The 14,687-nt window shown below is 37.3% G+C and carries 9 protein-coding genes; 2 read left to right on the top strand and 7 right to left on the bottom strand.

Annotation, left to right across the window (positions count from 1 at the left end; all coding sequences use genetic code 11):
• Window positions 1-15: 15 nt before the first annotated feature.
• From B091_RS0101495 to B091_RS0101525, 7 genes are all read right to left on the bottom strand, one after another.
• Window positions 16-1,884: an alpha-amylase family glycosyl hydrolase gene (locus B091_RS0101495; RefSeq protein ID WP_018108238.1), complete on the bottom strand. Its 1,869-nt coding sequence runs from the start codon at window positions 1,882-1,884 to the stop codon at window positions 16-18.
• Between the two features lie 58 nt (window positions 1,885-1,942).
• The gene (locus tag B091_RS0101500; protein ID WP_018108239.1) at window positions 1,943-3,979 is read right to left on the bottom strand and encodes a SusE domain-containing protein; all 2,037 of its coding nucleotides are present in this window, start codon (window positions 3,977-3,979) and stop codon (window positions 1,943-1,945) included.
• A 19-nt stretch (window positions 3,980-3,998) separates the two neighbouring features.
• Window positions 3,999-5,627: a RagB/SusD family nutrient uptake outer membrane protein gene (locus tag B091_RS0101505; protein WP_018108240.1), complete on the bottom strand. Its 1,629-nt coding sequence runs from the start codon at window positions 5,625-5,627 to the stop codon at window positions 3,999-4,001.
• A gap of 11 nt (window positions 5,628-5,638) precedes the next feature.
• A complete protein-coding gene (locus B091_RS0101510) occupies window positions 5,639-8,719 on the bottom strand; it encodes a SusC/RagA family TonB-linked outer membrane protein (RefSeq protein WP_018108241.1) in 3,081 nt (1,026 codons plus the stop codon).
• A 241-nt stretch (window positions 8,720-8,960) separates the two neighbouring features.
• Window positions 8,961-10,580 (bottom strand): DUF6377 domain-containing protein, encoded by a 1,620-nt coding sequence (locus tag B091_RS0101515; RefSeq protein ID WP_018108242.1) that lies wholly within the window; start codon window positions 10,578-10,580, stop codon window positions 8,961-8,963.
• A 49-nt stretch (window positions 10,581-10,629) separates the two neighbouring features.
• Window positions 10,630-10,872, bottom strand: a complete 243-nt coding sequence (locus B091_RS0101520; RefSeq protein WP_018108243.1) for a hypothetical protein — start codon at window positions 10,870-10,872, stop codon at window positions 10,630-10,632.
• Window positions 10,873-11,012: 140 nt separating this feature from the next.
• On the bottom strand, window positions 11,013-11,618 hold the full coding sequence (locus B091_RS0101525; protein ID WP_018108244.1) for a nitroreductase family protein: 606 nt from the start codon (window positions 11,616-11,618) through the stop codon (window positions 11,013-11,015).
• A 312-nt stretch (window positions 11,619-11,930) separates the two neighbouring features.
• On the opposite strand from B091_RS0101525, the gene B091_RS0101530 reads away from it, so the two are divergent.
• Window positions 11,931-13,478: a type I restriction-modification system subunit M gene (locus tag B091_RS0101530; protein WP_018108245.1), complete on the top strand. Its 1,548-nt coding sequence runs from the start codon at window positions 11,931-11,933 to the stop codon at window positions 13,476-13,478.
• The gene (locus tag B091_RS12790; protein WP_018108246.1) at window positions 13,475-14,656 is read left to right on the top strand and encodes a restriction endonuclease subunit S; all 1,182 of its coding nucleotides are present in this window, start codon (window positions 13,475-13,477) and stop codon (window positions 14,654-14,656) included. Before B091_RS0101530 ends, B091_RS12790 begins: the two co-directional genes overlap by 4 nt.
• The last annotated feature ends 31 nt before the right edge of the window (window positions 14,657-14,687 follow it).

Here is a 14,687-nt window from a genome sequence, read left to right on the forward strand (position 1 = left end):
CCTTGTACTATTTCTTTATTTTTGAATCCATATTTTGTATTCTCCCGGCAATAACTTTATGGTAACTTGAGAAGAAGTAGTTACAACCTCATTGCTAAAGTAATCCGTCCAATTGCCTGCCTCGTCTAAATCTAATGTTACAGAATGTTCTTTCACATCAAAATTGGATACTGCACATACATTCCCTTGTGCATGCTTTAGAAGAATCTTTTTAATGAATCCCTCTCCTGCATCTATGATATAGTCTTTAGTAGTAAAAGCAGGAATCTCTTTTCGCATCTGAATAAAATCGGCATACCTATCATAAAGATGACGACGAGCTGGTTCTTCCATATATTCCCAATGCGGAGGTTTGGGAGCTAAACGATCATCGTTTAATTCAATATCGTAGCCTCTTTCTCCAAATTGCCAAATCATCTTTGGACCAGGAACAGTGAAGTAAAAAGCAGCAGCAGCCTCAACTCGGTCTAATGCTGTTTCTAAATTCTTAACGCTATAATCTCCTTCTTCTTTACCGTATGCTAAGTTCTTAAACATAAGGCGTTCTTCATCATGACTTTCCATATAAGCCACCAGCTGTGGAGTTGAAAAGCCCCTTTGAATATAAGAAGTTCCATTTAAATCGTTTTGATCATAGCCCATAGTAGTTTGATTGTAAGGAGGGTTCATATTTCCCCACAAGTAGATATCAAGTTCTGCTAATTCTTTTTCTTCAGCATTATCTGTCAAATGTTCAAAGATTACAACGGCATCTTTTTTACGTTTCCATATCTCATCTGCCATACGACTTAAGATGCGAATACGTGCTCCATCATAAGCCCAACCATCACCAGGAGTATTGGTAAAGCCCTTGGTAAAGTCGAAGCGGAAGCCATCTACTTTGTATTCGCTCATCCAATAAGAGCATACACTATCCACAAAAGCTTGGGTAACTTCGCTTTCATGATTAAAATCTTGTCCCCAATGGTATTTGGGATTAGGTGATTTTACGTTAAACCATGGATTAGTAGGATTGATATTTCCGTTATCATCCTTTGCTAATTTCACCAAAGCACATTGATCAAAAGCATGATTCAGAACCATATCCATAATCACAGCTATACCTTTGGAGTGACATTCATCTATAAAGTCTTTATAGGCTTTGGGTGTGCCATAAGCTTTGTCGGTAGCAAAATAGTAAGAAGGGTTATATCCCCAACTGTCATTTCCTTCAAATTCATTAAAAGGCATCAGTTGGATTGCATCAACCCCTAGAGTTTTCAGGTAATCGAGTTTCTGCTGTACAGCCTGAATGCTTCTTTTTTCGGTAAAATCACGAATCAGTAATTCATAAATTACCATATTCTGAGGATTCTTCACCTTAAAAGTTGGCACTTTCCAGTTGTAATCATCTTGCTGAGTTGATACCAGCATTGCCAATTCATTCTTAGCTCCTGCTGGATACTCCACTAAATTGGGATAGATAGATGAATCTATGTATTTATCATTGGGATCTAGAATAGTAGTTGCATAGGGATCAGCAATACGTATTTTTCCATCTATGAGGTACTGACAAGCATATTGCTGTGCAGAGTCAAAACCTGATAAATGAATATAAAAGCGATCTCCTTCTTTATGAAGAGTAAAAGCATTATCGGCTTTCCAATCATTGAAATCTCCTACTAGCTTTACCTCTGTTCTTTGAGGTGCATAAAGTACAAAAGCTAATGTTTCATCATTTATTCTAGTAATACCATCTCTTAGTTCACCGAGTTTGCCATCCACCTCGTAAATACCACTAGGCTTTGGTTTATGTCCTAACCAAGGATTTTTGTCTTTGTCATTATTACAAGAGATAAGTAATAATGGGAGAATAGATATGAATAGTAATAATCTGTTTTTCATACGTATCTTTTATTTAAAGCAAGCTAGGCAGAAACCTGCCTAGCTTATCTATTATTAATTATTGCACAGAACCTGTATCATTAGAGAAATCTAGGGTAACCTTTTGATTGGCAAGTACAGGAACGTCTTCAAAATCACCTCCATTACCTCTATATTCTATAATGCCATCACGCACAATTAATTCCATTCTCCACCAGTCTATACCTTCAGCATAGGTATTAGTAACATAGATACGTAGGTTACCATCAGCTTTGGTAGTTGCACTCATAGTAGCACCTTCAACAGCGAAAGGATTTTTACCTTGATCCCAGCCACCAAAAGCATCACCCATACCATGCACTTGAGGCACTTCGATACTAATTAAGTCGTTGACCATATCAATGAAAATCATGTAAAGACCGTCTTCTGCTACAACAGCATTACCATCTTTCACTTCAAATCCATGAGATGTACCTAAGTTAACGAAGTCTCCACCCCAATCAAGTTTTGAGTTCCATTTGAATGGAGAACCTGCCTTGATGTATTTGATAGTCCAGAACTTACCTTCTTGACCATTTACGGGTATCATTTCAACGACACCTTCACTAGCCCAATCCCAGCTACCAAATGCATCACCAATCATATATAGATTTTCAGGGAAAGCTGGATCTTCTTTTACTGCTACTTGATTGGTAACTACCTCTGAAGTGAACACATTATCAAGACTCATTACCTGAGAGACAACTCTCCAGTTCAATTTAACAGCATCGCCCAACTGAGCATCAGCTTTCAGTTCATTAATCTTTGCTAGTAAGTCTGTACCAGTAGTAGTATACGATAATTCTTTTGTAGTTACTAGGTCTATTGCTTGAGTAAACTCTGTATCTAGAGCCATTTGCAAGATATAGGTTACTGCTGTTGGAGTTTGACCACCAAAATCAGCAGCACTCCATGTAATCGTAGTTTTAGCAGATGCATTCAGTGTGATATCACCTAGATCAATGAATTCAGCAGGGGTAATCTTATCAGGATTAAGTGCTTCTCCTTCTTCGATAGAGTAATTCAAATTATTATCATCATTAATGTTTACTCTGATTACATAAACACCAGCCTCAACAGCAATGCCTTTATTTCCAGCAGCCAACTGACCCTCAGCAGAGCCTTTACCATAAGTTAAGTCTCCATCTTTACCATCGGCACGGAAATAGATTTCACCTTTTTCGAGAGTAGTAGTTGTGAAGAACTCTTGCTCTGTACCATCAAAAGCAAACTGAACATCAGCTCCTTTCACAGCAGAGCCAGCAATACCAAATGAATCCATAGAAGCAATCTTCACCAATGTTTCCGAAGCCTTATTGAAAGAGAACTTATAGAAGTTTTTACTATATACTTCTATATTTTGAGAACCTCCATCATTAAACAATTTCAATTCTGGAACTTCTTTGTCTTTGTTTTCATCTTTCAGACCCCAGTTTCCATTACCCCAGGCTGCACTATCCGTAATCTTGAAACCATTGCTTGCCTTGCCATCAAAGCCAATCCAAGCTGAATAAAGATCTTTTTGGTCTTCATCAAATCCAAATAGGAATTGTGCTAAAGAGAAGTTCCAACCATTATAGTCGCCGATTACCCATACCTTAGGATAAGTAAAGTAAGATACAACTTTTGCTTGATGTATATTGGAAAAAACAGGCTGAGCCGATTCACTAATAGAGCCTTTGATTCTAATCTCGATATCTTGAGCTACACCATGAATAAAGCCGTAAACTCTTTGCAACTCTACCATAGCTGTATTCAAAGACTTGTTCAAGATTTCTGTTTCTAACTTTGGAGTAGAAGTAACCACTTTAGGGTTTTCAAAGTTCTTACCAGCTAAGTCTATTTCTACAGTATAAGTAACTGCAGCATTATAGCCAAAGTCCATTTTACCCCATTTAAAGGTATCAACGATATTTTCGGCTCCTTCTTTATCCAAATCATAATCACCTTTTACAGGAGCAAATTCGCTAGGTTTTGCATCCCCTGGGTGATATGTAACTTTATCCAAATCATCAGAACACCCATAGAGACCTACGAGTAGAACTGTAAGGATAGATATATATTTTCTTAATTTCATTGTTTCTCAGTATTAGATATTAATAACCTTTGTTTTGTTCCAAACTAGTATTTACAGATAAGTCTGTTGAAGGAATAGGATACACATTACGGAATTCTTCAATTCCTGTACCTTGCTTTACTCCACCTTTAAACTGCCATACATATTTATTGGAAGTAAACAATCCATAACGAACCAAGTCTGTTCTACGAATTCCTTCCCAATATAATTCAAGAGCTCTTTCATTTAATAAAAAGTTGAGAGTAAGATCTGATTCCGAAATGTTACCAAGATTACTGCCATAACCTCTTTCACGAAGTTTATTTACTAATCGAAGAGCTTCAGTTTTGGAACCTCCTTGACCACCACGCAACACTGCTTCAGCATAGTTGAGATACACTTCTGCCAAACGGAATAAAGGAATATCGGTATCGGGATGAGTATCATTTGAACCTGGAGTACCATCCGATTTTAGATTGGTGTATTTATATACTGCCCAGCCTTCTGTTTCAAAGGTTTTTGTGTATGAGGTTTCAATATCTATTGAACGATTAGCATCATAGAAAATACCCCTTTTATCATTGATTTCATCTGCCTTAGGGGTATCTTGGTTTTTATAAGCAAACTTCTTTACTAAGTTAGAAAGTGCACGGTTACCACTCCATCCATTTTTAGTTCCAGAGTTTTCTACAGAAACCTCGTCATTACCTCTTGATGCAGCGATCAAGAAAGTCATACCTCCGTAAGTCTGAGTTCGAGTAGCCTCATAGACAATAGGGAAAATGATTTCTTTAGTTACTTCTGGACGATTATTGTCAGCCATAAATAAATGACTATACTCTTCTGTTAAACCAAAGTTACCATCGTTGATAAGTTCTTTGCTCACTTTGATACAATCATCCCAACGAGCAGAACCCGTATAAACTTCTGCATTCAAGTACATTCTTGATAGGAGTGCATTGACTACCCCTTTATCAGCACGTCCATAATAGTTGGCCGTTTTAGCTTCTGGAAGAAGATTTTTTATTGCTAAAAGCTCTTCCTCAATCCAGTTAAATAGAGCCTCTCTACCAATCTGACCGGGTGCTGTACTATGATTTAACTCGGTAATGAATGGAGGATTTCCATACATATCCATCAAATAGAAATAAGACAAAGCTCTCATAAAACGTGCTTCTGAACGGAAACCATGAACGGTTTCAAAGAAGCTTTCTTCAATTCCTCTTGAGCTCATATTACCATCTGTAGTTTGAGATAGATATTCATTCGCCAAGGCTACGATAAACATAGCTCGCTGATAAGTACCTTCTATAGATTCATTTCCTACAGCCGTCCATTTCATCTCATTCACTTCTGGCACCCATGGATCTGGCCAAGAGTTGATACATTCATCAGTAGTACCTACTTGAAGGTTCCACATAGAGCGGTAAAACTGAGCATTACCAGCATCTAGCCCATCAATATCAGAGCTTCCTGAACCATCTTGCCCACTCATAGCCAAGACAGAGTATATTTTAAATAATCCTTTTTTATAGTTCTCTGGCTTAGAGTAAACTACATCTGCTGTATTTATATTAGGGTCTAGTGGTGATACATCTAAATCGCTCACACATCCAGTTGCTAAAGGTAGCAACAGAGCTAGACTATATATTATATTTTTTACTTTCATGGTTCTGATTTTTAGAAATTAAGATTAACACCAAATGTATAAGTTCTTGGACGAGGCCAAATATTACCATCCACTCCATTATTTTCTGGGTCTAAACCTGAATAGTTAGTTATGGTAAATACATTCTGCATGGAGAATGACAGACGACCAGATAATTTTGTTCCAAAGAATTCATTGAATCGGTAACCTAAAGTGATATTATCCATTTTTAAGAAAGAAGCATTTTCTAAGAAGTAATCAGATTTACTTTGTGTAGATGAAATAGGTTGTGTGAAACCTGTTTTCAATGCAGTTTCATGGATGTTAGTAAGGAATCCCTGACCACCATATACATTGGCTAATGAATAATTAGTTGCAGCTACATCATTAAAAGCATAGTTTCCTATATTAGCACGTAAGTTAAATCCTAAATCCCAGTTTTTATAAGAGAATGAAGAATTGAAACCCAAGTAAACCTTTGGCATAGGACTCTTTGTTAGGTAACGGTCTGCATCGGTAATTTCTCCATCGCCATTTCTATCCACAAAAGCACCTTCGATAGGATGACCTTTTTCGTCATACACTTGTTGGTACACGTTGAACGTAAATGGAGCATAACCCATCATGTGCTTCTGTACATTGGAACCAGTACCACGACCACCACCACCTACTTCAATACCAGGATAGCTTGCGTTATCACCTTGTACTAGTTTGGTAATCTTACTCTTATTCCATGTTAAGTTAAAACCTAAATCCCAGTTGAAATCTTTTGTTTGAATAGCTACTGCATTCAAGTTGAACTCAACACCTTTATTTTCCATCTTACCAATATTGGTTATCAGACGGTTGGTAAAGTTCGTTCCAGCAGGAACGTTTACAACACCTAAAAGGTCTTTTGTTTTCTTCTTGTAATATTCTAAAGAACCATTGATACGATTATTCAGGAATCCGAAATCTAAACCAAGGTTGTATGTATCTGTAGTTTCCCACTTCAAATCCTTATTGAATTTTCCTGGTTTAAGTAGATATTCACCCAAGTACATAGATTCTTGATTGGTACTTTCTTGGTAAGCTGCATAATAAGGATAGAAATCACTACCTAAATCTTGCTGACCAGTAGCACCATAACCTATACGGAGTTTTAAGTTGGAAAGGATATCTTGATTCTTCATAAAGGCTTCTTCTGTGATTGTCCAAGCAGCTGCAACTGAGCTAAATGTACCCCAGCGATTGTCTTTATGGAAACGAGAAGAACCATCTCTACGAACAGTACCTGTAAGCAGGTATCTATTTTTAAATACATAGTTTAAACGACCATAGAAGGATACCAAGTAGTTTTCACTAGGATGAGCATAAGAACCTTCTTGTATGTATTCAGTTTCTGCGTCATTTAGAACCCAAGCATCATCTTGCTTTACAGGATATCCAGCCACTACAGGAGAGTAGTTTTTAGTATAATCTTCATAATAGAAATGCTGGTAAGAGTAACCCATCATTGCATTGATACGGCTCTGAATAGCATCTAAATCTTTTTCAAAACTAGTATAGAATTCCAATAGCTGATTTCTACGGAAGTTGTTCCAGTGAGATCTACGACCTACCCCTTTAAATAAGTCATCTTTTTCAGCCATATATGAACCTACCTGAGGACCTTTATCTCCTTTACCACGAGCTACGTCATAACCTAGGTTTAGGTTAAATCTCAACTCTGGTAGTGGATGAAGTTTATAGTCAAACTGAATATTACCAATACTACGTTTGGTTTTACTATTATCAAATTGATCATAAAGAAGCTGAACAGGGTTTACGCCTACTTCACCGTTCACATCGCCATCACCATTTGGGCTAGATGGTTTTGTCCAGTTCCAGTAACCATTATACGCACCCGATTCATTATAAACAGGTTTGGTAGGATCAAAGAAAGCAGCCCCACCTACAACACCTGCATCCACAAAGTCATTATCATTGATCACCCCTTTTAAGTTGATATTTACACTTAAATGATCATCAAAAAACTTTGGATTAACACTCATATCTAGAGTATATCTCTCATATTTAGATCTCTTCAGAGTACCTGCTTCATTGTTATAACCTAAAGAAACACGATAAGGAGTATTAAATGTTGTTCCAGATAAACTCAAGTTATTATCTGTACCAAAAGCTGTACGGAATATTTTATCTTGCCAGTTAGTACTTTGATCTGGGAAAATATTTAAATAATCGTTGATGATTTCCTCATTAGCAGGAGTATTCTTGAAAGCTGTAGTAGCTACCTCTCTGAACTGATTAGCACTTAGCGTTTTTACTTTTTTATAAGGATCATTGATACTAAACGTACCATTATAAGCTACCTTAATCTTATCCTTTCCACCTTTTTTAGTGGTAATTATAATAACACCATTAGATGCTCTTGATCCATAAATAGCTGTTGCTGAAGCATCTTTTAATACAGTAAAAGTTTCAATGTCATTGGGGTTGATACTACCCAAAGCATCTGCCATACCTGGAGCTCCATCATTTGCCAATGGAACACCATCCACTACGATAAGTGGATCATTACTAGCATTCAGTGATGCACCACTACGGATACGCAGTTTTGATGCTCCACCTGGCTGACCAGATGGTGGTTGTACAAATACACCCGATACTTTACCTTGGATGAGTTCTTGTGGGTTAGTTACTGATCCACGATTGATATCGTCTGCTTTTATAGAGGTTACAGCACCCGTTAAATCTTCTTTTTTAATCGAACCATAACCGATAACCACAACTTCATCAAGAAGCTCTGTGTCATCTACTAATTTAATTTTAAAGGGCTTTTCGGTTGCCACAATTTCTTGTGATTTATAACCGATAAAAGAAACTACTAGTGTAGAATTTTTGGGAGCCATCAAAGTGAAATTACCATCGTGATCGGTAATTGTACCCTCTGCTGTTCCTTTTACTATTATATTGGCACCTGCAATAGGGCCAATCTGATCGAGCACCACACCACTTACCTTTATCTTACCAGCAGTTGACGTGTTTTGTGCAAGAACATTTATACTGGTCAAGAATGCCACTAGTAAAAAGAGGCAGGCTTTTAGACCATAATGTTTACGCATATAAACCATTTTAAAAAGTATTATAGTTAACAATAGAATTAAAAAAACATCTTTATTAATAAGAGTAGTCAGCCATTCATGCTGAATTTATCTTACAACAAAGCTAGTTGTTCTAAAAAGAGCATCCTATACCTAGTAAGCATACTAAGTAAACTCACACTATTATTATACAACTGATTATCAGCAGTATATGTTCAAGTAATTAAAATAAAAAGTAAGGTTATTATAGCCTCATAGGAGGTAAAATGAGCTATTTTATTTGCCCAATACGGATTACTTCGTCTAAAAACTCATCCTTCGATGCTTTTGCCTTGTTACGGACTTTGAGACGGTAGTTATAGATTGTCTGAGGTGAGTAGTGCAGGAATTCTGCGATTTTGACGCTGTCGTTGATGCCCAATCGGACTAAGGCAAAGATGCGTAATTCGGGAGTTAAGAGGTCCCCTTCTTTAGGTGTAATAATTCCTTCAGGAGTCATCAATTCATTAAAATCTTTAATAAATGAAGGGTATATCTTTAAAAATATAGAGTCAAACTGCTTATAAAACTCTCTAAGCTCATCGGCAACTAGCGAGTTATCGTCAACCATACGAGATAATTGCTTGGCTTGCCCAGTCTGTAGGTTACGTTTAACAAGCAGTCTAAAGTCTTCGAGCTTACTGATGTACGAAGAACATACATTGAAGAGATGACTAATATACTCCTCTTTAACATGGTCAGATTCGGAAAGTTTCAGATTAACTGTCTTGAGTTCTTCATTGATTTGAATCAGACTCTCGTTGAGCAGACTCTGCTCTCTCCTAGCTTTTGAGAGCTGTCTCATCTGCTTATAAATATAATAAATAGAGATTAAGACAATAACAAAGAGAACCAGTGTTATCGTAAGCACCAATATAAGATTGGAGCGTTGCTCTCGCATCTTCGTATCGTACGCCTTATTTATCAGGGGTAACATTTCGGATACCTCAAGGGTACGCAAACGTGAGTTACTAAACACTGCATCTTCCATGGCACATTTCATATAGTCGTAAGCACGACTAATATCACCTTGATCGAAAAGAATTTCGGCAAGTCGGTGAAGCGAGATGTATTCTTTGACTCCACTCTTAAGGTCTTCAATAGCAGAAAGTGCCAGATAATATTTTTCTTTCTCTATATCCCCCAGATAATGATAAATTTCGGATAGTGTATAGTTTATCAGCGGCGAACCTTGCCCAAACTTAGCATAGGCTGCAAGTGCAATATCCAATGCCTTATCGTAATTGCCCAACATGGTGTAGTAAGAGCTTTCGACAAGAGCATAACTCATATCATCGGGATTGAGTGTCTGCAACAAGGTATCTTTATAATTGAATAGAAGTTTATTATAAGCTTTTCGCTCTGTATTGAGCACAGCATAATCGGCCATAAGCATATAGAGCGAATGGTAAAGATGGTAGAAATAGGCAGGGTCAAAACTATCCCAGTTTTGTGACCGCACCAAGTTCAAAATTTCTAAGGTCTCCTTATACATCCCTGTGGTACGATAGACCTCAGCCAAATTCATATAGGCACTGGCTAATGCTTGTGGTGTATTTATAATCTCAGCAAGTTTGATACGTTGTTCTACCACAACATAAGCCGAGTCGGTTTGATAATTGGCATAAAGCTCGAACAAGTTCTTGAGTAGCGTAAAGCGTTGCTCATTCGAACCTGCTATTTTAAGCTGATGTTTAAGTGTAGAGATATCCTTCTCCTTAAGCTCTGCATATTCCGATCTGTCATGCACCACCTTGTCAAGCTCATTTAATAATGAATCGAGCTTAACTTTGGCATTAACATTATTGGATAAAATGAAGAGAAATAAAAAGAGAACTGTGTATCTATACATGGATTAAGGCTTTATATGAGGTGAAGATTGAATATATAAAAACTTTGTTCTACTTATTAAACCGTCGGATACGATCACCGAAGTTTTTTACTCTATCTTTTCTTTTCTGGTTGTCTTGTTTCATCTTGGCAAATAGGCTAATCCACCAAGCAAGAAAAAGAATAAGAAACAACCAATAGTAGTCATAAAGCAACTCAAAGCCCGATTTTAAGCCAAGTCCTACAAAAACTATTAAGCAGATGGAGAGTAGCCAAAACAGACCACTAACAAGATTAGATTTATAGCGTGACATATAACTTTGTTTTTTACAAAAATAATCAACCTTTATGAATTATACCTATATAAGAACGCCTTTTTCGTTAGAGGTAATAAAATAAATTGAGGCTGAGCAACATAGTATGCTCAGCCTCAACAACGATATCAATTATATAACTATTCAAACAAAAGTGATCGTTTTTCGATTGGGACAAATTCTTTAGGACCTGCAGCGGCTACAGGACGTCCAAAAGGCATTTGTGCGATTAAACGCCAGTTTTTATCAAGCTTCCACTCCTCTTGCACGACTTGGTCAATCAGCGGATTATAGTGTTGAAGTGTTGCACCTAAGCCTAGTTCTTCGAGCATTGTCCAAACAGCAAATTGATGCATGCCCGATGAATGATGTGCCCAAACAGGGAAGTTCTCGGCATAAGATGGGAATTTGGCTTGCCACTCTTGGTTTACCGACTCATCAATGAAAAAGAGTACGGTACCATATCCTGCACGGAAACAAATATCAATTTTTTCTTCAGTCTCTACAAATTTATCAGCAGGTACAATTTTGCGGAGAATCTCCTTAGTCATATCCCATAGTTTGTGGTGCTCGGCACCCACTAGCAAAACAGTACGTGTTGTTTGGTTATTGAAAGCCGAAGGAACATGCATCACAGCAAAGTCAACGAGCTGCTTAATATCCTGAGTTGATTGGCTGATTTTATCGTCGATGGCATAGATGGAACGTCTGTTTTCGATAGCGTCCCAAAGTATATTGTCAGTCATATTATAATATAATTTTAGTTATAAGATTCTTGTCTTACTCTAGAAACAATCCACCCCTATTTTGGTTCGAAAAGACACTCTTAGAATAAGTTTTGTTATTAATTAAAATGAGTAGGTTGCATGAGTCGCTCCACCTAGTGGTTTGGGTGGAGCGAGTAAGTGGTTTGTGGGGAGGGATTGAGTAGCCTGAATTTAACTTAAAAAAGCACGATTAGATACTTTCTTTAATTTATAAGAAAAATTTCCGTTAACTTAGTATCTCAAATTCATACAAACCTCAGTAGAACTAAACAATATTTTAAAGACTAAATAATGACAAGTACAAGCCAAAGAGCTGAATTACAAGCTAAGATATGGAAGATTGCCAACGATGTGCGTGGCTCCGTTGACGGATGGGACTTCAAACAATTCGTTTTGGGAACGCTATTCTATCGTTTTATTAGTGAGAATTTCTCTAATTACATTGAGGCAGGTGATGATAGTATCCACTATGCTGATTTGCCTGACGATGTTATCTCTGCCGAGATAAAAGAAGATGCTATTAAGACCAAAGGCTATTTTATCTATCCTAGTCAGCTTTTTGTGAACTTAGCCAAGAGTGCCAATACAAACCCAAATCTTAATACCGACTTAAAGGTCGTTTTCGATGCTATTGAGAGTTCTGCCAATGGCTACCCCTCCGAACCAGATATAAAAGGTTTATTTGCCGATTTCGATACGACCAGTACAAGACTTGGCAATACGGTCGAAAATAAAAACAGCCGTTTGGCTGCTGTGCTTAAGGGTGTTGAAGAGCTCAACTTTGGAAGTTTTGAGGATAATCAGATTGACCTGTTTGGTGATGCTTATGAATATCTCATTTCGAACTACGCTGCCAATGCTGGTAAATCGGGAGGTGAGTTTTTTACACCACAGCATGTTTCAAAACTTATTGCTCAGTTAGCCATGCACAAGCAAACTTCGGTAAATAGAATCTACGACCCTGCGGCAGGTTCGGGGTCTTTGCTCCTACAAGCCAAAAAACATTTTGATAATCACATTATCGAAGAGGGCTTCTTTGGACAAGAGATCAACCATACGACCTATAACCTTGCTCGTATGAATATGTTTTTACATAATATCAATTACGACAAGTTTAATATTGTGTTGGGAGATACGCTTAGGAACCCCAAGCTAGGAGACCATAAACCATTCGATGCGATAGTTTCGAACCCACCCTATTCGATAAAATGGATAGGTAGCGATGATCCTACCCTAATCAACGACGAGCGTTTTGCTCCTGCTGGGGTGCTTGCTCCAAAATCGAAAGCCGATTTTGCGTTTGTACTTCACGCCCTCAACTACCTTTCGAGCAAGGGAAGGGCTGCTATAGTCTGTTTCCCAGGCATTTTTTATCGTGGGGGTGCTGAGCAGAAAATCCGAAAATACTTGATTGATAATAACTTTGTAGAGACAGTTATTTCGCTAGCTCCTAATTTATTTTTTGGTACTTCGATTGCTGTAAATATCTTGGTGTTATCTAAGCGTAAGCTTGATACAAAGACGCAGTTTATTGATGCGAGTGGTGAGAATTTCTTTAAGAAGGTTACGAATAATAATATTCTCGAAGATAAGCATATCGAAAGTATTATGCAGCTATTCGATAGCAAGGCGGATGTGGATCATGTGGCTGTGTCTATCGACAACACCAAAATAGCAGATAACGATTATAACCTTTCGGTTAGTTCTTATGTTGAAGCTGAAGATACACGAGAGGTTATTGATATTGTAGAGCTAAATGAAGAGATTGCCGAAACAGTGGAGAAGATAAATGCACTTCGTGCGGATATTGATGAGATTATAAAGGAGATTGAAGCATGAATTATCTAGATAAATTATTGGATGGGGTTGATGTGGAGTGGAAAAGGCTTGGAGATGTTGCAATGATCGGAACAGGGAATTCGAATCGAAAAGATGAAACCATCAATGGTAAATATCCATTTTATGTTCGCTCCAAAAACATACTAAAATCAGATACTTTTCAATTTAATGAAACTGCAATAATCATCCCTGGTGAAGGTGGAATAGGTGAAATATTTCACTATGTCAATGGTAAGTATGCTCTACACCAACGTGCCTATAGAATAAAAGTTGTTTATGACGGTTTTGATACAAAGTTTTTATATTATTTCATGAATGAAACCTTTAAAGAATACATAGCATCAAAAAGTGTTGGAGCAACATCTACCTCTATTAGAAAACCAATGCTTGAAAATTATATAATCCCCATCCCACCCCTCGAAATTCAACAGAAGATAGTAGATATTCTTGATAGTTTTACGGAGCTTACTGCGGAGCTTACTGCGGAGCTTACTGCGGAGCTTACTGCTCGTAAAAAACAGTATGAATATTATCGTGAGCAACTACTTAGTTTTGAAGATGGTGAGGTAAAACATTTAGCACTAGGTGATAATAGCATTGGAAAATTCATACGTGGAGGAGGCTTGCAGAAAAAAGATTTTACAGAAACTGGAGTTGGTTGTATTCACTATGGACAAATATACACCCACTATGGAACATACGCTAGTGAGACTAAAACATTTGTTTCAGAAGAGTTCGCTAAAAAAGCTCGAATGGCTAAATCAGGAGATTTGGTTATAGCAACTACAAGTGAAAATGATGAAGATGTATGCAAAGCTGTCGCATGGTTAGGAAATGAAGATATTGCAATAAGTAGTGATGCTTGTTTTTATACTCATAAACTAAATGCTAAATATGTTGCCTATTTCTTTCAAACAGAGCAATTCCAAAAACAGAAAAGACGGTTTATTACAGGAACAAAGGTTCGCCGTGTAAATGCTAAAGATATGAGTAAAATTTTAATTCCTGTTCCTTCTCTCGAGGAACAAGCTCGTATTGTATCTATTCTCGATAAATTCGACACACTCACTACCTCACTAAGCGAAGGACTACCTAAGGAGATAGAATTGAGAAAAAAACAGTATGAATATTACCGTGAGATGTTACTTTCATTTCCGAAAGATAATTTAGAAGCATAACCTTATCTCTTACTATGAAAACACCCTTTAA

This window comes from Bacteroides propionicifaciens DSM 19291 = JCM 14649, assembly GCF_000375405.1.
GTDB classification, from domain to species: domain Bacteria; phylum Bacteroidota; class Bacteroidia; order Bacteroidales; family Bacteroidaceae; genus Bacteroides_E; species Bacteroides_E propionicifaciens.

What these genes read in the sequence shown, in the direction of transcription:
- B091_RS0101505 (WP_018108240.1), bottom strand. Translation starts at nt 5,627, where the DNA reads ATGAAAGTAAAAAATATAATATATAGTCTAGCTCTGTTGCTACCTTTA.
- B091_RS0101500 (WP_018108239.1), bottom strand. Translation starts at nt 3,979, where the DNA reads ATGAAATTAAGAAAATATATATCTATCCTTACAGTTCTACTCGTAGGT.
- B091_RS0101520 (WP_018108243.1), bottom strand. Translation starts at nt 10,872, where the DNA reads ATGTCACGCTATAAATCTAATCTTGTTAGTGGTCTGTTTTGGCTACTC.
- B091_RS0101530 (WP_018108245.1), top strand. Translation starts at nt 11,931, where the DNA reads ATGACAAGTACAAGCCAAAGAGCTGAATTACAAGCTAAGATATGGAAG.
- B091_RS0101510 (WP_018108241.1), bottom strand. Translation starts at nt 8,719, where the DNA reads ATGGTTTATATGCGTAAACATTATGGTCTAAAAGCCTGCCTCTTTTTA.
- B091_RS0101525 (WP_018108244.1), bottom strand. Translation starts at nt 11,618, where the DNA reads ATGACTGACAATATACTTTGGGACGCTATCGAAAACAGACGTTCCATC.
- B091_RS12790 (WP_018108246.1), top strand. Translation starts at nt 13,475, where the DNA reads ATGAATTATCTAGATAAATTATTGGATGGGGTTGATGTGGAGTGGAAA.
- B091_RS0101495 (WP_018108238.1), bottom strand. Translation starts at nt 1,884, where the DNA reads ATGAAAAACAGATTATTACTATTCATATCTATTCTCCCATTATTACTT.
- B091_RS0101515 (WP_018108242.1), bottom strand. Translation starts at nt 10,580, where the DNA reads ATGTATAGATACACAGTTCTCTTTTTATTTCTCTTCATTTTATCCAAT.